Raw genomic sequence first — 15,979 nt, forward strand, 5'->3', positions numbered from 1 at the left:
TTCATGATTCCTTCGAGCCACGATACGTGCACGCCGCCTGCCGACTGGATGTCGGCGCTCGACGATGCGCGGCCGCTGCATACGCTGACCCTACCGGGCAGCCATGACACCTGTGCGTATACGGTCGACGATGCGCTCGTGCGCACGCAACGCGCGCCGCTCGACGCGCAGCTCGCGCACGGCGTGCGGCTGCTCGACATCCGCTGCCGGCACGTGCGCGATGCGTTCGACATCCATCACGGCGGCATCGCGCTCGGCATGACGTTCGACGACGTGCTGGCCGATTGCATGCGTTTTCTCGACGAACATCCGCGCGAATGCATCGTGATGTCGGTGAAGGACGAATGGCCGGCGCACGCGTGCACACGCAGTTTCGACGCGACGTTCGATGCGCATCGCGCGCGGCATCCTCGGCTGCGCTGGCATGCCGGCGGCACGCTGCCCGTGCTCGGCGACGTGCGCGGCGCGATCGTGCTGCTGCGGCGCTTTCGCAGCAGCCGGCCGCTCGGCATCGACCTGACCGCGTGGCCCGACAACGCGACGTTCACGATCGATCATCCCGACGGCGCGTTCGTGATCCAGGACGAATATCGCGTGCCGGTGGCGGCGTCGATCGGCTGGAAGTGGCGTGCGATCGACGCGCTGCTGACGGACCTGCCGTCGCCGGACAGTGGCCGCTGGGCGATCAACTTCTGCAGCGGGACCGGCATGGGCGCGAATCCGTCGGTGGTTGCCCACGGCGACGGCAGGGTGCAGGGCATTCATGCGCGGCTGGCCGCACGGCTGCGCGAGCAGCGCGGCCCGTGCGGCGCGATGCTGCTCGATTTCTGCGATGACGACGATTGGGCGCTGGTGCGCGCGCTGATCGCGTGCAACGACCGCGCGCCGGTGCCGGGTGCGTGGCGCAAGGCGTTTCGCTGTTAGCGAAGATGGGCGGTGAAGAATGCGAGCGCCTTGGCATCGAGCATCGCGTGGAATGCCGCGCGGTCGAATCCCTTCGCATCGGTGCAGACTTCAGGCGAGTCGTGCGCCAGTTGTTCGGGGCACGGCGCGAGAAATGCGAAGTGCGCGGAATTCGGCACGACGTGGAATTCCGGCCGTTGCGGCAGCAGGCCGGCCAGCGCGGGGACCGAATCCGGCTCCACGCCGTCGCCGCCCGCTTCGGACGCCCAGAGCTGGATCGGCGCGTGCACGTCCTTCAGCGTTTCGGCGGTCGGGAATTCGTCGAGCGGGTCGGCGAGCACGTAGGCCTTGATCCTCGGATCGTGCGTCAGCGGTTGGCGCGGCAGGTCGTGGTCGCGGATCTGCTTGCAGATCGGCCAGGTCGGGTCCGGGCAGGCCACGTGCGCATGCACGAAATCCGGATTCGCGCCGGCCAGCACGAGGCCCGTATAGCCGCCGCGCGAGAAGCCGAAGAAGCCGATCCGCGCGGGATCGACATGCGCGGCATCGGGCGCGTTGGCCAACATGTAGTCGATCAGGCGCTTGATGTCCGCCGGCCGCTCGGCAAATTCCCGCAGGTCGGCCGCGTGGCTCATGTCGGCATGCGTGTCGCCGGGATGATTGATCGCCGCGACGACGAAGCCGGCGTCGGCGAGCGTTTCGGCGAGGTCGTGATGGCCGAAGTACGTGCCGGCGTGACCGTGCGAGATCACGACGAGCGGCAGCTTGTCGCCGACGGTCGGGCAGTCGCGTTGCCCTTTCAGTTCGTAAGGGCCGATCGTGAGCGATTGCGCGGGTGTCGCGCAGGGCGTCCAGATGGCCGCGCGCAGCTCGGGGCCGGCCGCGTCGGCCGGGATGCTGACGAACTTGACGCCGGCCGCGTGCGCGACCGTGGCGGACAGGCAGAGCAGGGCAGCCGATAGCCAGGCTTTCATGGTGCATCCCTCCGGGACACTGAGCAGACTGCCGTTGCGGATCGCCGGTCGGGCGCCGGCGTGCGATTGCACAGGTATGAAGATCAGTGTGCGTCACCGATCGTGATGCAGAAATGCAGCCGGTCGGTCGTTGCGTGGTATTCGTCGTGCCACGCCTGCGCGTCGGACGTCATCGTGCTGCGGCAGAACGCGGCAGCATCCGCCAGCGGCCAGTCCGCTAGACACACGGTGCCCTGCGGTGCGTTGCCGTGTCCGACCCGCCCGTCGGCAGTCAGGACCCAGCCTTCCCATCCGTAGATCGGAATGCGATGACGCACGCAATAATCGATGCATTCGAGCGCGGCGTCGAGCGGAAGCACGATCTCGCGACCGGAAATCGATTGCGCGGCGAGAGCGGCAGGAATCTTCCCGAGTTGCGACATGGCGGGCGGCAGGGGGCGGTGTGGCGCGGGACCGGCGGGCTACCGCGTCGCGATTGCCACTGCCGCACCGGCCATTGCGGTCGCGCTCGTGCGGTTCGCGATCCGTTTCGCGCGCGCCGAAGTGAGAAAAGCCCGCGCGCGCGCCGCGAGCAGCGACCAGAAGCAGTCGGTGAGGATCAGCACCGCGAGCATCGTGCCGACGAGTTCGGCCCACGCGAGAACGCCGACGTGCGTCAGATCGACGATGGTCGGCAGCAGCGCGAGATAGAACACCATGATCTTCGGGTTGCCGAGCGTGACCAGCATGCCCGCGACGAACATGCGCCACGGCGACTGGCCGCGGGGCAGGTCGTCCGCGCCCGTCCCGGTCGGGGCGGTCCACATCTTCCAGGCAAGGAACAGCAGGTATGCGACGCCGAGCAGCTTCAGCACGATCAGGCCGGCCGCGAACGTGCGCGCGAACGCGGACAGCCCCGCGACCGCAAGCGTGAGCCACAACGCTTCGCCGAGCCACATGGCGGCGAGGAATGGCAGCACGTCGCGCACGCCGTTGGTCAGCACGCGCGCGACGAGCGCGGCGACGCTCGGGCCGGGCGTGCCGGCGGTGACGAGCAGGGCGAAGGCGAAGACGGCGAGTGCGGACAACGTCATGACGGGCCTCGTGGGTGGGGCGTTCGAAACGTATGAAGTTTCGATTATAGTGACGGCCGTTCCAGACTGCCTGCCTGAATTGCCGCAATGACCGCATCGATCCTGATTCGCCCCGCCACGCGGGAAGACGCGGCCGCAATGGCCGCCGTGGAAGTCGCCGCCGCGCAGCGGTTTCGCGCCATCGGCATGACCCACATTGCCGAAGCCGAGCCGACCGATACGGCTGCCGTGCTCGCGCGCATCGATGGCGGCCGCGCGTATGTGGCGGTCGATATGCAAGGGGCGTGCGTCGGGTTCGCGTTCTACCGGCTGCTCGATGCACAGCGGTTGTATCTGGAGGAACTGGATGTCGCGCCGTCGCATGCCGGACAGCGGATCGGCGCGCGCCTGATCGAACAGGTGAGCGCGCGCGCCGCGCAGGAAGGCCTTGCGGAGGTCGTGCTGTCGACGTTTCGCGATGCGCCGTGGAATGCACCGTATTACGCGCGCCTGGGTTTCAGCATCGTCGACGATGCCACGCTCGACGACACGCTGCGAGCGATCCGCGCGCACCACGTCGCGCTCGGGCTCGACGAGACGCAGCGCGTGTTCATGCGGATGCGCGTCCCGGTCTGACGCAGTCGCGGCGAGTTGCGGTGCGGGCAGCGCGACCGGGTGTCAGCGCAATGCCCGGCTTCCGGTCACCGGCAGCGACGCGAACGCGGCCTCCACGTGCGCCAGAAAATCGGACGCGGGCCGCGTCAGTTGCAGGCCGGGCGGCGTGAGCCGGTACAACTGAAGCGGTGGCGGCGACATCGGCAAGGGCAGCGGCGTCAGCTTCTGGCCGAACACGGTTTCCGCGAGCGACAGCCGGGTCCACGAGAAAATCGCATCGTTGGTCATGAGCAGGCTGTAGAACAGCGCATACGACGTGCAGCGCGTGATGCAGCGCGGCGGGGGCAGGCCCGCGTGTTCATGCAGGTCGCGGATATAGGTGGGGAAGTTGTCGCTGGCGTCGGCGTGGATCCATTCCGCGTCGCGCAGCGCCTCGAGCGATGTTGCGCCCGCGAAGCGCCCGTTCTCGCGGGTGACGAACGCGGTGTCGAACGTGCGGATCGCCCTGATGTCGACCGACTCGGCAATGGGGCCCGTGACGGCGACGAAGGCGAGATCGAGCGTGCGATTGCGCAACTGTTCCGTGAGCAGGTTGAACGTCAGTTCCCGAAGTTCGCATTCGACGTTCGGCCAGTGGCGGCGGAAGGCGGCGTAGGCTTCCGCAAAGCCCGTCACCGCGACGATCGGCGTGAAGCCGATCACGAGCCGCCCGTCGCGCAGCCCCTTCATGTGCGCCATGTCCTCGCTCGCCCGTTCGAGCTCGCGCACGACGGCCTGGGCGCGCCCGAGCAATGCGTCGCCTTCCGGCGTCGGCACCACGCCCCACGGTTTGCGCTCGAGGAGCGTCACGCCGAACTCGTTTTCCAGTTCCTGGATCGCCTTGCTGATGGCCGGCTGCGTGACGTGCAGGGCCCTGGCCGCCGCCTTGATACTGCCGGCCGTCGTGACCGCGACGAGTGCGCGCAATTGATGGATTTTCATGATGCGGAAGATATTACCAAAAGTTATCCGCATCAAAATTCGTGAGTTTTTTGACCCGAAACGCGTCTTTATGCTTGGCCGGGACGGTCGCGAGGCGGCCGATTCCACGGAGCCATCCATGACGCAGAACCTTGCTCACGTACTCGCGGCGATTCGCGAGTCGGAGTCCCGATTCGTTGCGATCCGCCGCGACATCCACGCCCATCCCGAACTCGGTTTCGCCGAGACCCGCACCGCGCGGCTCGTCGCCGAACAACTGGCCACATGGGGCTACGACGTGACGACGGGGGTGGGAGGCACCGGCGTCGTCGGCCAGTTGCGGCGCGGCGCGTCGGTGCGCACGCTCGGCCTGCGCGCCGACATGGATGCGCTGCCGATCGAGGAGGCGACGGGGCTGCCGTATGCGAGCACGGTTGCACGCACGATGCACGCATGCGGTCACGACGGCCACACGGCGATCTTGCTCGCCGCCGCCCACTATCTTGCCGAACAGGGCCGTTTCGACGGCACGCTCAACGTGATCTTCCAGCCGGCCGAGGAAGGGCTCGGTGGCGCAAAGCGGATGATCGACGACGGCCTGTTCGAACGTTTCCCGTGCGAACGCGTGTATGCGCTGCACAACGCGCCGGGCGTGCCGGTCGGCCATTTCGCGTTGCGCTACGGGCCGATGATGGCGTCGTCCGATTCGGTGACGATCACCGTGACGGGCAAAGGCGGGCATGGTGCGATGCCGCAGCTCGCGAGCGACCCGATCGTCGCGGGCGCGCAAATCGTGACCGCGCTGCAATCGATCGTCTCCCGCAACGTCGATCCGCTGAAGCCGGCCGTCGTGACCGTCGGCACGTTCCATGCGGGCACTGCCCCGAACGTGATCCCGGAAACGGCGACGTTGCAGTTGTCCGTGCGCGCGCTCGACGCGGCTACGCGCGACGAAATCGAGGCGCGGATCCACCGCATCGTCGACGCGCAGGCGCAGGCGTTCGGGATGACCGCGCAGATCGAATACCGGTCGATCTCGCGTGTCGTGGACAACGACCGTGCGGCGTCGGATCTCGCGGTGGAGACGATCGCGGCGCTGGCCGGCGAAGGCGCGCTCACGCTGTTGCCCGATGGCGTGATGGGCAGCGAGGATTTCTCGTGGATGACCGAATGCGCACCGTGTTGCTACGTGCTGGTCGGCAATGGCGTCGATTCCCGGGGCGGATGTTCGGTGCACAACCCGCATTACGACTTCAACGACAGCGCGCTGAGCTGGGGGGCAGCCTATTTCGCCGGGATTGCCGAACGCTTCCTGAAGATGGACTGACGAAGGCGCAAAGGAAACGCGCTGGCCGGATCTGGGTTGACTTGACGATGAGGATGACGAATGAAAAAGCGATTTGCACTAGGCGCGGCCTGTCTCGCGTTCGGCGCCGGCAACGCGCGCGCCGTGCCCTATCAGGACGTGTTGCTGGCGGCGGTGCCCGAGTACAACGGCAGGATGACGGAGGGAGTCGCGCTGTATGGTTCGCTCGACATGGGGATCAACTACCAGACGGTCGGCGGCCGTTCGCTGTGGCAGACGCAGAGCGGCGGCGAGTGGACCTCCAAATTCGGCTTCTTCGGCCGTGAGAACCTCGGTGGCGGCTGGCGCGCCGAGTTCAACCTCGAAAGCGGTTTTCTCGCGAACAGCGGTGCGCAGCAGGATGCGCAATCGACGTACAACAGGCAATCGTGGGTCGGCCTGTCGTCGGACAGCTACGGCCGGTTGCGTCTCGGCAAGCAGATCGGCACGGCGCTGCCGCTGTTCATCGACGTGTTCGGCACGGTGGGCACGAACTCGGTCTATACGTGGCTGGGCGCGGCAGCCGTGCAGACGAGCCGCGGCGTCGGCTACAACTCGGACCTCGGGCCGGGGGCGACGCAATTGCCGGCGCGCGTCGACAACGCCATCACGTACCGTACGCCGATCGTCGCGGGCACCACGTCGCTGATGCTGATGTTTGCGCCGAGCAACGTGGCCGGGCGGGCACCCGTGGCGTCCGCGCAAGGCGCGCTGCTGCAGTGGTACAACGGCACGACCTATCTGGCCGCGAGCTACAACCAGGTGTGGGGCGTCAACGGGGCGAGCACCGTGCGCAACGACCTGTACGGGCTCGGCGCCGTCTATGACACCGGGCGGATCGTGCTGTCCGCATCGTTCAACCAGTACGCGCCGAAGCTGGCCGGCGACGGCATCGCGCGCGTCTACACGCTCGGCGCGATCGTGCCGTTCGGCGTCAATGCGATTCGCGCGTCGGTTGTCTATCGCGATACGTCGGGTGTGCGCGACGCGGCCGGCCAGCCGGCCAGGGATTCGGCACTCGGTGCGATGCTGGGCTACGACTACCTGCTGTCGAAACGCACGGGCCTCTATGCGCGTGCGGGGTTCATCCGCAACTATGGCATCTCGACGGTGTTGCTGAACGGCAATCCGCTGCCGACCGAACCGGGCGGAACGACACCGCGCACCGGGACGACACCCGTGACGCTGTCGCTCGGCATGTATCACAACTTCTGAACGGGAATTTTCGATGCATACCCTGAATCGCACGGCCGCTGCGCCGGTCGAATCCGGGCCGCGCGTAACGCGCCGCACGGTCGTTGCGGCCGCACTCGGCAACGGGCTCGAATTCTTCGACTTCACCGTCTACAGTTTCTTCGCCGCATTGATCGGCAAGCTGTTCTTTCCCGCGTCGAGCGATGTGGGCGCGCTGATGCTGTCGCTCGCGACGTTCGGTGTCGGGTTCGTCGCACGGCCGCTCGGCAGCGTCGCGATCGGCGCCTATGCGGACCGGGCCGGCCGCAAGCCCGCGCTCGTGCTGACGGTCGCATTGATGGCGCTTGGCACCGGGATCATCGGCTTCGCGCCGACCTATGCGCAGATCGGCATCGCCGCGCCGCTGCTGATCGTCATCGGGCGTCTGCTGCAGGGCTTTTCGGCGGGTGGCGAAGTGGGGGCCGCGACGACCCTGCTGATGGAGTCGGGTGACACCGGCCGGCGCGGCGAGCGGGTGAGCTGGCAGATGGCGAGCCAGGGCGGTGCGACGCTCGTCGGCGCGTTCGTCGCGCTGACGCTGTCGCGCGCACTGCCGCCCGACGCGCTGCACGCGTGGGGGTGGCGCGTCCCGTTCGTGCTTGGTCTGCTGATCGGCCCGGTCGGCTTTTACCTGCGGCGCCATCTGGACGATACGCTGCCGCACGCAGCGGCCGGCGCACCGCGCGAGCGTGCGCGCATTCCGTGGCGGCAGGTCGCGGCCGGCACGCTGCTCGTGATCGGCGGCACGTCGACCACCTACACGATCGTGTTTTTCCTGCCGTCGTTCCTGACGCTGACCGTCGGCATGCCGGCATCGGTGTCGCTGCTGTCGGGCTGCGCGGCAGGTGCAGTGCTGCTGCTCGGTTCGCCGTTCGCGGGGCGGCTCGCGGATCGCGTGCGTCGTCGCAAGCGGCTGGTGGGCGTGACGTGCGTCGCGTCGGCCGTGCTCGTGCTGCCGGCGTTTTACGCGATGAAGATGTGGCCGTCGGCGGGCACCGCGGTTGCGGTCGTGATCGTGCTGATCGGCTTGATGACGCTGTCGAGTCCCGCCGGCTTCGTGATGATCCTCGATGCGTTTCGGCCCGAGGTGCGGGCGATGTCGCTGGGGATGATCTATGCGCTCGGCGTGACGATTTTCGGCGGGTTCGCGCAACTGATCGTCGGCGCGATGTGGCGCGCGACCGGCAGCTTTTACGCGCCTGCGTGGTATGTGCTGGGATGCAGCGTCGCGAGTCTGGCCGGTCTGGCGCTGTTCGCGGAAGCGTCCGACGTGGAAGGCAGGCGGTGAACGGGAGGGGCGGACACGTGACGTGCCCGCCCTGGGGATGGTGTGCGCGACGAACGGACGGGCGGGGCCTCTCCGTTCATCGCGCGTGCGCTGTCGCGCAATCAGGCCGCGTCGCTCAGCGCCGGGTAATCGGTATAACCCGTTTCGCCTTCCGCGTAGAACGTCTCCGGCACCGGCTGGTTGAGCGGTGCGCCGAGTTCGAGGCGGCGCGGCAGGTCCGGGTTCGCGATGAACAGCTTGCCCCATGCGATCGCGTCGGCGTTGCCGCTGGCGAGCGCGGCTTGCGCGGTGTCGAGCGTGAACTGCTCGTTGGCGATCAGCGGGCCGCCGAACGCTTCCTTCAGGCGCGGGCTCAGGTGGTCGCCCGAATACGATTCGCGCGTGAAGATGAACGCGATCTTGCGGCGGCCGAGTTCGCGCGCGACATAGCCGAACGTTGCCGCCGGATCGGAATCGCCCATCGTGTGCGCGTCACCGCGCGGTGCGAGGTGCACGCCGACACGGCCGGCGCCCCACACGTCGATCGCGGCGTCGACCACTTCGAGCAGCAAGCGTGCGCGGTTCTCGATCGGGCCGCCGTACGCATCGGTGCGGTGGTTGGTGCTGTCCTGCAGGAACTGGTCGAGCAGGTAGCCGTTCGCGCCGTGGATCTCGACACCGTCGAAGCCGGCGGCCTTCGCGTTCTCGGCACCCTTGCGGTACGCGGCGACGATGCCCGGGATCTCGTCGAGTTCGAGTGCGCGTGGCGTCACGTACGGACGCTGCGGACGCACGAGGCTCACGTGGCCACCCGCGGCGATTGGGCTCGGTGCGACCGGCAGGTCGCCGTTCAGGAACACCGGGTCGGAGATCCGGCCGACGTGCCAGAGCTGCAGCACGATGCGCCCGCCGGCCGCGTGCACGGCCTGCGTCACCTGCTTCCAGCCTTCGACCTGTTCGTCGGACCAGATGCCGGGCGTGTCGGCATAACCGACGCCCTGCGGCGTGACCGACGTCGCTTCGGTAATGATCAGGCCGGCCGATGCGCGCTCGCGGTAATAGCGCGCCATCAGCGCATTCGGCACGCGCGTCGTACCCGCACGGGCGCGGGTGAGCGGCGCCATCACGATGCGGTTCGGCAGGGTCAGGTCGCCGAGGGTAACGGGGTCGAACAACGTTGGCATGGCAGATAACCTCTTCACTAAGGGCGGGAACTCCGTCGCGTCATGTGCGGCGGCGGCCCGCATGGCCGGTTCGGCCGTTGGCTAGAGTTCGCGGCGCAATGCGTCGTGAAATGCGTCGATGACGGCCTCGTTGCGCTGGAAAAACGCCCACTGGCCGATCCGCGTCGACGTCACGAGCCCCGCGCGCTGCAGCGTCGCGAGGTGTGCTGAGACGGTCGATTGCGACAGCCCGCAGCGCGCGTCGATCTGGCCCGCGCAGACGCCGTGTTCATACGGCAGCGTCTGGTTCGGGAAATGCACGTCCGGCGTTTTCAGCCAGGCGAGGATTTCCCGGCGCACGGGGTTCGAGAGCGCTTTCAGGATCGCTTCGATGTCGAGTTCGGTCGGCATGGACAGGTTTGGCGTTTCGCTCGGGTAACGAGGTATCGTCGATGGGCGAATCTTATATCGGAACTTGACGATATGTTTGAAAGCATTGCCGGCAATAGGGTTGATAGCGAAGGGCGATTGCGGGGACAGAGCAGGGCGACCGCGAAGGACGCGGAGCGGAGCCGCCGTCCCGCCACGCGCCATCCGGCCCTCAGTCGGACACGTCGATGATCTCGTACCTTCCCGGTGTCGCATCGACGTGCGCGAGCGTATCGAGCACGCGTATCGCGGGCGGGGAGTCGCGAGCTTCGGCAACTCGAGCAGCGCCTCATCGCTGGATCTGCACGGGCGACGCACCACATTGCGCATCCTGTGGGATGCTACGCGGCGAGGCGCGACCCGGACGGGTTCGACGCGGCTGATCGCGAGCCATCCGGCCAGGCGCGCCGATCAATCGACGCGCGCTTGCGCATCGCAACGTCATGCCGGTTCGTCCATCGCGCACGAGCCGATTTTTTTGCGGAGTCTTTCATGTCTGTTCGGGCCGTCATCTTCGATTTCGATCTGACGCTGGCGGATTCGTCCGCCGCGATCGTCGCGTGCACGGAGTACGCGTTGCATCAGCTGGATGCCGCCGGCGCGACACCGGCGCAGATCGCGGCCGTGATCGGGCTGCCGCTGCACGAGATGTTCCGCTCGCTGACGGGCGAAATCGAGCCGGCGCGGGCCGACGCGTTCGCGCGTCACTTCGTGGTGCGGGCCGACGAGATCATGGTGCGCGGCACGCGCATCTATCCCGAGGTGCCGCCCCTGCTCGCGCGTCTGCGCGAGCAGGGTCTCGCGGTCGCGATCGTTTCGTCGAAGTTTCGCTACCGGATCGAGGCGATCCTTGCGCTGAACCAGTTGCAATCGCTCGTCGACGTGCTGATCGGCGGGGAAGACGTGCAGCGTCACAAGCCCGATCCCGAAGGGCTCGTGCTGGCGTTGGCGCGGCTTGGCTTGCCGGCTCGTTCGGCGATCTACGTGGGCGACCACGCGGTGGACGCGCAGGCGGCCGAGCGCGCCGGCGTGACGTTCGTCGGCGCGGTGAGCGGGATGACGTCGTTCGACGGATGGGCACGTGCGGGCAAGCAGGCGGTCGCCAACCATATCGGCGAACTGGACACGATCGTGCAGCGGATGCGGCGCGACTCGTCCGCGGCATCGGGCTGACACGCCCCCGGGCGGCGCCCGCGCCGACACGCCGCAGGTAGCGTTGCGCCCGTTGCCGAGGCGGGAATCGCGATGTCGAGCACACGTTCACCGCCGAGGGTGGTCGCAACCGCTGCGCCGGCGAGCGGGGCGTCGACGATTCGCTCTGCTACGATCCTCAACACCATGCGCCCGGTGCGGATATCGGCACGCTGCCCGATTCGCGGCGCGTGCCGGTGTTCGACTACCCGGCCACCGGCGACGGATTTTGCGACCCTCGCCGTTAAAGTCATATCCGCCACTCGATCCGTCGTCATGTCACTCATTTCCGTCGCCTTCGCCAACCTCCGGTTCTCGGGCGTGCTGCCGGCCGCCCGAACGCTGTCATGCGCCGTTTCGCTCGCGGCAGCCTGTGTCGCCGTCGGCATGCCGGGCGGCGCGCGTCCCGCCGAAGCCGCCACGCTCACGCAGCGCGGACGCCTCGAGGCGCCGGTCAAGGCCGTCGCCGGCCAGCGCGTGGCCGTCGATACGCCGCAGGGCAATGCGGTGCTGCCCGTCTACGCCGATCGTCCGCTCGACCAGGCCGCGCCCGATGTCACGCGGGTCTTCGTCGTGATTCACGGCACGCTTCGCAATGCCGACGCGTACTACGCATCGGGGCGCGAGGTCGTCGAAAAGGCCGGTGCGGCCGGCAAGGGCACGATGGTCGTCGCACCGCAGTTCCTGACGCGCGCCGATACGCGCGCGTTTTCGTTGCCCGCGCAGACGCTCGCCTGGACGCAGGAAGGATGGAAGGGCGGCGACGCGGCCCGTCAGCCGGGGCCGATCAGTTCGTTCACCGCGCTCGACGCATTGCTCGCGCATTTCGCCGACCGCAGCCTGTATCCCGCGTTGTCGAGCGTGGTCGTGATCGGCCATTCCGCCGGCGCGCAGTTGCTGCAGCGCTATGCGGTGGCCGGGCACGAAGGCGACGCGCTGGTGCGGGCCGGCATCGCCGTGCGTTATGTGGTCGCGAACCCGTCGAGCTACCTGTATTTCGACGACGAACGGCCGGACGGCCAGGCGATCGCAGGCGGCACCTGCCCGCGCGCGAACGAGTGGAAATACGGGCTGGAGTCGGCGCCGCCCTATGTCGCGTCGCAGGACGTGCGCGCACTCGAAACGCGCTACGCGGCGCGTCATGTCGTATACCTGCTCGGGCAGGCCGACACGAACCCTTACACGCACTTCATCGACCGTTCGTGCGCGGCGATGGCGCAAGGCCCGTACCGGCTCGCGCGCGGGCTCGCGTATTTCGATTACCTGAAGAAGCGGCATCCGGACGATCTCGCGCAGCAGGTCGTCGAAGTGCCGGGCGTCGGGCACGACAATCTCGGCATGTTCACGTCCGCCTGCGGGCTCGCCGTGCTGTTCGGGCAGGCGCTGCCGCAATCGTGTCCGGTCGTCGCCGGTACCGCGCCGGCCGTGCGCGCGGAATTGCCGTAAGCCGTCGTGCCGTCGTGTGATAACCGCCGCGTCGACGATCGAACGGAGGCCGATCGCGCGTGATTTCGCCATGCTGCCGGCGCGCGATGGCGGCGCCGCGCGTCAAGCCGGTGTTCCGGCGCCCGGCGCCGCGTCCGGGTCGAATACCGTCAGCCCTTCCGTCGGGTCCGTCGGCAGCTCCCACGGACGTGCGGCGATCGCCCGCCGCGCGGCGTCGTAACCGGCCTGCCGGCGGGCCGCGATGCCGGCCGGCGTGAAATCGATGTCCTTCAGCTGATTGTCGCTGGCGAGGCGCGGCGCCGCGAGCTTGACCAGGTGCATCGTGGTTTCGCATCCCCACGCGGCGAGCCGGCGCACGGCCGGCGACGCGCGTTCGGCTTCCGGCACGTGGCGGGCCAGCTCGCGGATCACGTGGCGCAGCCGGTGGATCTGCTGCTGGCGCGCGATGTGGCTGTCGGTGCGGCTCGCGTACTGGATGTCCTTCTGTCGCTCCGACACCTGCCAGATGCTCTCGGGCTCCGGGCCGGCCGGATTCCACATCTGCACCGAGAAGATGATCGAGCTGCGGCGCGGATTGTCGTCGAGCACGACCTCGACCGGCGTATTCGAATACACGCCGCCGTCCCAGTAAGGCTCGCCGTCGATCCGTATCGCCGGAAACGCGGGCGGCAGCGCGCCCGAGCTCATGATGTGCTCGATCCCGAGCCGCGTATCGCGCGAATCGAAATAGCGCATCGTGCCGGTGCACGCATTGACCGCGCTGACGGTCAGGCGCGGGTGGCCCGCGTTCAGCAGGTCGGGGTCGATCAGCGACGCGAGTGTGTCGCGCAGCGGTGCGATCCGGTAATACGACGCGCGATCGACGCCGAGGCGCACCATCGGCCCGAGCCACGAGGCCGGATTGGGCTGGAAGAATCCCGCGATGCCGCCGCCGATGATCATCATCTCGGCCAGCATCCGGTCCCAGCCGGGCACCAGCGGCGGGACGTCGAAACGGGTTCGTTCGGTCACGCGCCGCCAGAACGCCGACAGCTTGTCGTAACGCTGCTCCGGCGGATTCCCGGCGATCAGCGCCGCGTTGATCGCACCGATCGACGTGCCGACCACCCAGTCGGGCCGGATCCCGGCTTCGTCCATCGCCTGAAAGACGCCGAGCTGGAACGCGCCCAGTGCGCCGCCGCCCTGAAGCACGAGCACGACTTGTCCGGGGAGGTTCATGCGTGCCGGTTCGCTCGCGGTCATGGCTCGCCTCGCTGCGTGTGAAGGTGGGTCGGAACCGAATGGCTCGATTCAGTGTAGGCGATGGCCGGCGGAGATCGCGCGCCGCGCAACGGCGATTCGCGCCTGCTTCGCCGGTCGCTTCCGGCGCTTCGGCGCTTCGGCGCCTTCGGGGCGGTGGCCGGCGTCGCGAAGCCGGCGTCCGGCGCGCGCGCCGTGCTTCGCGGTGCATCCGCGCGCGACCCGCGTCACGCGTTCGGGTAAGGCGTGCCGTCCTTGTGCAGGAACCGGCCGTCGCGGCTCGGGCTCATCATGTCGATGTCAGGGCAGGTGATCACGTCGTCCGGCGAGCGCGAGCCGACTTCGAGATAGACGGCAACCGCGTCCGACCGGTTGACCAGGTGATGACCGTTGCCCGAGTTCTTCGGAAACGCCGCGCAGTCGCCCGCGCGCAGCACGGTTTCGCCGTCGTCCTCGATCATCACGAGTTCGCCTTCGAGCACGTAGACGAATTCGTCTTCGTCGGAATGCCAGTGGCGCTGCGCCGACCAGCCGCCCGGCGGCACGCGCATCAGGTTGACGCCGAAATCGTGCAACCCGCCGGCGTCGCCGACGCGCTGGCGGATGCGCTGCGCGCACGGCGCGTCGAACGGCCGCGGATAGCCGCTGCCGCGGCGTTCGGGCACGGCGTTGAGGTCGATCCTGGGCATGGGCGGCTCCGTCGGCCACGCGGGCGAATGGGATGCGGGCATTGTAGGCGCCGCGGCCCGCCGTTCGTCCGCGCGTGTCGTGGTGCGCCGCGTCATTCCACCGTGATGGTCTCCTTCATGTACGGGTGAATCCCGCAGAACACTTTGTAGACGCCCGGCTTGTCGAAGCGGAACGAGTACGTGTCGCCCTGGTCGAGCGCCGACGAGTGAAAGATGCCGGCGTCGTTGACGACGGTATGCGGCTCCCCGTCGAGGTTCTTCCACGTGACCGTCGTGCCGGCCTTGATCGTGGTCGACATCGGCGAAAACATGAAATTGCGGATCGTCACGAGCGGGCCGCCCGGGCCCTGCGCGAACGCGGCGAGCGGGGCGGTGGCGCACAGGATCAGCGCCGCGACGAGGCTGGCGTGCTTGAAGCGGGTCATGTCGGTCTCCTTGCGGTTCGGTGCGTCAGGCCAGCGTCGCATCGTGCAGCGACGACGCAACCGGATGGCCCGCGAATTCGACGGTCGTCACGCCGAGCATCGACGGCAGCCGGTCGCGCGGCACGGTGAGCGGCACGGGGCCCGGGCCGTTGCCGGCCGTCGGCTGCGGGAACGCGGTGGAGCGCGCGGTGTGGAACGTCACGTTGCCTTCGACCTTCGACACGATCTGGTGGATGTGTCCGTTCAGCACGGTGACCGAGCCGAAGCGTCGCAGCAGTGCCATCGTCTGCGGCGCGTCGCCGGTGCCCCAGCCCCACGGCTCGTAGATGGTCCACATCGGCATGTGCGAGAACACGACGATCGGCGTGCTCGACGAGCGGCCCTTGAGATCCTGCGCGAGCCAAGCGAGTTGGTCGTCGCCGAAGCTGCCGAGCCCGTTCGGCTTGAAGTGCATCACGTTGACGAGGCCGATGAAGTGCACGCCCGCGTGATCGAAGCTGTAATAGCCGCGGTTGTCGGACGCCTTGCCGAACCGGCTGAAATATTCGGCGCCCGAACCGTCGGTGACGTCGTGCTCGCCAGGCACCGTATGCAGTTCCGGCACGCGCAGCGCGGACAGCAGCTGCGACGCGTGGTCGAACTCCTCGGCTTTGGACAGGTGCGTGATGTCGCCCGTATGGATGGCCAGCGCGGGCATCGCGGGCATGCCGTTGACGAGGTCGATCGTCTGCTTGAGCGTGGCCGATACATCGGGATTCGCGTCCTTGTTGAAGCCGATGTGCGTGTCGCTGACCTGCACGAACAGCGGCTTGCCCGCGTTGGCCGGGAGCGCGTCGCCGGTCTGCGCGAGCGCCAGGTCGAACGGCGTCAGGATGCCGCCCGACAGCGTAAACAGCGTGCCGAGGCCGCCGAAGGCCATGCATTGCAGGGCCTTGCGGCGCGACGGGCGGGTGGGGGTCGATGAAGACATGGGAGCCTCGCAATCGTGTGACGAAACCGGACGGCCGGATCGTCCTGGAATAAACCGGCGCCTTCGCGTGCCATACCG

Annotated in this window: 17 protein-coding genes; 7 read left to right on the forward strand and 10 right to left on the reverse strand. The window is 68.1% G+C overall.

Translation table 11 applies throughout. From position 1 onward, the window contains the following. The first annotated feature begins 3 nt into the window (after positions 1-3). Positions 4-924 (forward strand): phosphatidylinositol-specific phospholipase C, encoded by a 921-nt coding sequence (locus E9536_RS05755; RefSeq protein ID WP_168799503.1) that lies wholly within the window; start codon positions 4-6, stop codon positions 922-924. Here E9536_RS05755 and E9536_RS05760 read toward each other — a convergent pair. From E9536_RS05760 to E9536_RS05770, 3 genes are all read right to left on the reverse strand, one after another. Then, complete coding sequence (locus E9536_RS05760; protein WP_136469469.1) at positions 921-1,877, reverse strand: alpha/beta fold hydrolase; 957 nt, start codon at positions 1,875-1,877, stop codon at positions 921-923. The two genes, E9536_RS05755 and E9536_RS05760, sit on opposite strands and share 4 nt — an antisense overlap. Before the next feature lie 83 nt (positions 1,878-1,960). Then, on the reverse strand, positions 1,961-2,299 hold the full coding sequence (locus E9536_RS05765; protein ID WP_059698728.1) for a hypothetical protein: 339 nt from the start codon (positions 2,297-2,299) through the stop codon (positions 1,961-1,963). Positions 2,300-2,338: 39 nt separating this feature from the next. Beyond that, positions 2,339-2,950: a LysE family translocator gene (locus tag E9536_RS05770; RefSeq protein ID WP_136469470.1), complete on the reverse strand. Its 612-nt coding sequence runs from the start codon at positions 2,948-2,950 to the stop codon at positions 2,339-2,341. Between the two features lie 87 nt (positions 2,951-3,037). On the opposite strand from E9536_RS05770, the gene E9536_RS05775 reads away from it, so the two are divergent. Beyond that, the gene (locus E9536_RS05775; protein ID WP_136469471.1) at positions 3,038-3,565 is read left to right on the forward strand and encodes a GNAT family N-acetyltransferase; all 528 of its coding nucleotides are present in this window, start codon (positions 3,038-3,040) and stop codon (positions 3,563-3,565) included. Positions 3,566-3,607: 42 nt separating this feature from the next. Here E9536_RS05775 and E9536_RS05780 read toward each other — a convergent pair whose 3' ends face one another. Then, positions 3,608-4,645, reverse strand: coding sequence for a LysR family transcriptional regulator (locus tag E9536_RS05780; protein ID WP_226112754.1), 1,038 nt, complete (start codon positions 4,643-4,645; stop codon positions 3,608-3,610). On the opposite strand from E9536_RS05780, the gene E9536_RS05785 reads away from it, so the two are divergent. The 3 genes from E9536_RS05785 to E9536_RS05795 are packed head-to-tail and all read left to right on the forward strand — an operon-like array spanning position 4,644 to position 8,370. Continuing rightward, positions 4,644-5,831: a M20 aminoacylase family protein gene (locus E9536_RS05785; protein WP_136469472.1), complete on the forward strand. Its 1,188-nt coding sequence runs from the start codon at positions 4,644-4,646 to the stop codon at positions 5,829-5,831. The genes E9536_RS05780 and E9536_RS05785 overlap by 2 nt on opposite strands. A gap of 60 nt (positions 5,832-5,891) precedes the next feature. After that, a complete protein-coding gene (locus E9536_RS05790) occupies positions 5,892-7,064 on the forward strand; it encodes a porin (RefSeq protein WP_027789445.1) in 1,173 nt (390 codons plus the stop codon). 13 nt (positions 7,065-7,077) lie between these two features. Then, positions 7,078-8,370 (forward strand): MFS transporter, encoded by a 1,293-nt coding sequence (locus tag E9536_RS05795; protein ID WP_060086323.1) that lies wholly within the window; start codon positions 7,078-7,080, stop codon positions 8,368-8,370. Positions 8,371-8,471: 101 nt separating this feature from the next. Here E9536_RS05795 and E9536_RS05800 read toward each other — a convergent pair whose 3' ends face one another. Next, positions 8,472-9,533: an alkene reductase gene (locus E9536_RS05800; protein WP_027789443.1), complete on the reverse strand. Its 1,062-nt coding sequence runs from the start codon at positions 9,531-9,533 to the stop codon at positions 8,472-8,474. A gap of 81 nt (positions 9,534-9,614) precedes the next feature. Further along, positions 9,615-9,923 carry a helix-turn-helix transcriptional regulator gene (locus E9536_RS05805; protein ID WP_027789442.1) on the reverse strand — a complete coding sequence of 103 codons (309 nt, stop codon included), beginning with the start codon at positions 9,921-9,923 and terminating at the stop codon, positions 9,615-9,617. A gap of 510 nt (positions 9,924-10,433) precedes the next feature. Between E9536_RS05805 and E9536_RS05810 the strand changes: the two genes are divergently transcribed. Together E9536_RS05810 and E9536_RS05815 are read left to right on the forward strand one after the other, a co-directional pair. Continuing rightward, positions 10,434-11,114, forward strand: coding sequence for an HAD-IA family hydrolase (locus tag E9536_RS05810; RefSeq protein ID WP_136469473.1), 681 nt, complete (start codon positions 10,434-10,436; stop codon positions 11,112-11,114). Positions 11,115-11,408: 294 nt separating this feature from the next. Further along, positions 11,409-12,578 carry an alpha/beta fold hydrolase gene (locus E9536_RS05815; RefSeq protein ID WP_136469474.1) on the forward strand — a complete coding sequence of 390 codons (1,170 nt, stop codon included), beginning with the start codon at positions 11,409-11,411 and terminating at the stop codon, positions 12,576-12,578. Between the two features lie 102 nt (positions 12,579-12,680). Here the strand turns inward: E9536_RS05815 and E9536_RS05820 are convergent, their stop codons facing one another. From E9536_RS05820 to E9536_RS05835, 4 genes are all read right to left on the reverse strand, one after another. Continuing rightward, complete coding sequence (locus E9536_RS05820) at positions 12,681-13,820, reverse strand: patatin-like phospholipase family protein (RefSeq protein ID WP_059698740.1); 1,140 nt, start codon at positions 13,818-13,820, stop codon at positions 12,681-12,683. Positions 13,821-14,044: 224 nt separating this feature from the next. After that, a complete protein-coding gene (locus E9536_RS05825) occupies positions 14,045-14,506 on the reverse strand; it encodes a cupin domain-containing protein (protein ID WP_136469475.1) in 462 nt (153 codons plus the stop codon). A 92-nt stretch (positions 14,507-14,598) separates the two neighbouring features. Then, complete coding sequence (locus E9536_RS05830; RefSeq protein ID WP_027789437.1) at positions 14,599-14,931, reverse strand: cupredoxin family copper-binding protein; 333 nt, start codon at positions 14,929-14,931, stop codon at positions 14,599-14,601. Positions 14,932-14,956: 25 nt separating this feature from the next. After that, positions 14,957-15,901, reverse strand: coding sequence for a metallophosphoesterase (locus E9536_RS05835; protein WP_027789436.1), 945 nt, complete (start codon positions 15,899-15,901; stop codon positions 14,957-14,959). Positions 15,902-15,979 lie beyond the last annotated feature (78 nt).

Source organism: Burkholderia sp. LS-044 (assembly GCF_004803625.1).
Classification (GTDB): domain Bacteria; phylum Pseudomonadota; class Gammaproteobacteria; order Burkholderiales; family Burkholderiaceae; genus Burkholderia; species Burkholderia cepacia.

Coding starts and splice junctions, on each gene's coding strand:
- E9536_RS05755 (WP_168799503.1), top strand. CDS start 4: ATGATTCCTTCGAGCCACGATACGTGCACGCCGCCTGCCGACTGGATG.
- E9536_RS05760 (WP_136469469.1), bottom strand. CDS start 1,877: ATGAAAGCCTGGCTATCGGCTGCCCTGCTCTGCCTGTCCGCCACGGTC.
- E9536_RS05765 (WP_059698728.1), bottom strand. CDS start 2,299: ATGTCGCAACTCGGGAAGATTCCTGCCGCTCTCGCCGCGCAATCGATT.
- E9536_RS05770 (WP_136469470.1), bottom strand. CDS start 2,950: ATGACGTTGTCCGCACTCGCCGTCTTCGCCTTCGCCCTGCTCGTCACC.
- E9536_RS05775 (WP_136469471.1), top strand. CDS start 3,038: ATGACCGCATCGATCCTGATTCGCCCCGCCACGCGGGAAGACGCGGCC.
- E9536_RS05785 (WP_136469472.1), top strand. CDS start 4,644: ATGACGCAGAACCTTGCTCACGTACTCGCGGCGATTCGCGAGTCGGAG.
- E9536_RS05780 (WP_226112754.1), bottom strand. CDS start 4,645: ATGGATGGCTCCGTGGAATCGGCCGCCTCGCGACCGTCCCGGCCAAGC.
- E9536_RS05790 (WP_027789445.1), top strand. CDS start 5,892: ATGAAAAAGCGATTTGCACTAGGCGCGGCCTGTCTCGCGTTCGGCGCC.
- E9536_RS05795 (WP_060086323.1), top strand. CDS start 7,078: ATGCATACCCTGAATCGCACGGCCGCTGCGCCGGTCGAATCCGGGCCG.
- E9536_RS05800 (WP_027789443.1), bottom strand. CDS start 9,533: ATGCCAACGTTGTTCGACCCCGTTACCCTCGGCGACCTGACCCTGCCG.
- E9536_RS05805 (WP_027789442.1), bottom strand. CDS start 9,923: ATGCCGACCGAACTCGACATCGAAGCGATCCTGAAAGCGCTCTCGAAC.
- E9536_RS05810 (WP_136469473.1), top strand. CDS start 10,434: ATGTCTGTTCGGGCCGTCATCTTCGATTTCGATCTGACGCTGGCGGAT.
- E9536_RS05815 (WP_136469474.1), top strand. CDS start 11,409: ATGTCACTCATTTCCGTCGCCTTCGCCAACCTCCGGTTCTCGGGCGTG.
- E9536_RS05820 (WP_059698740.1), bottom strand. CDS start 13,820: ATGACCGCGAGCGAACCGGCACGCATGAACCTCCCCGGACAAGTCGTG.
- E9536_RS05825 (WP_136469475.1), bottom strand. CDS start 14,506: ATGCCCAGGATCGACCTCAACGCCGTGCCCGAACGCCGCGGCAGCGGC.
- E9536_RS05830 (WP_027789437.1), bottom strand. CDS start 14,931: ATGACCCGCTTCAAGCACGCCAGCCTCGTCGCGGCGCTGATCCTGTGC.
- E9536_RS05835 (WP_027789436.1), bottom strand. CDS start 15,901: ATGTCTTCATCGACCCCCACCCGCCCGTCGCGCCGCAAGGCCCTGCAA.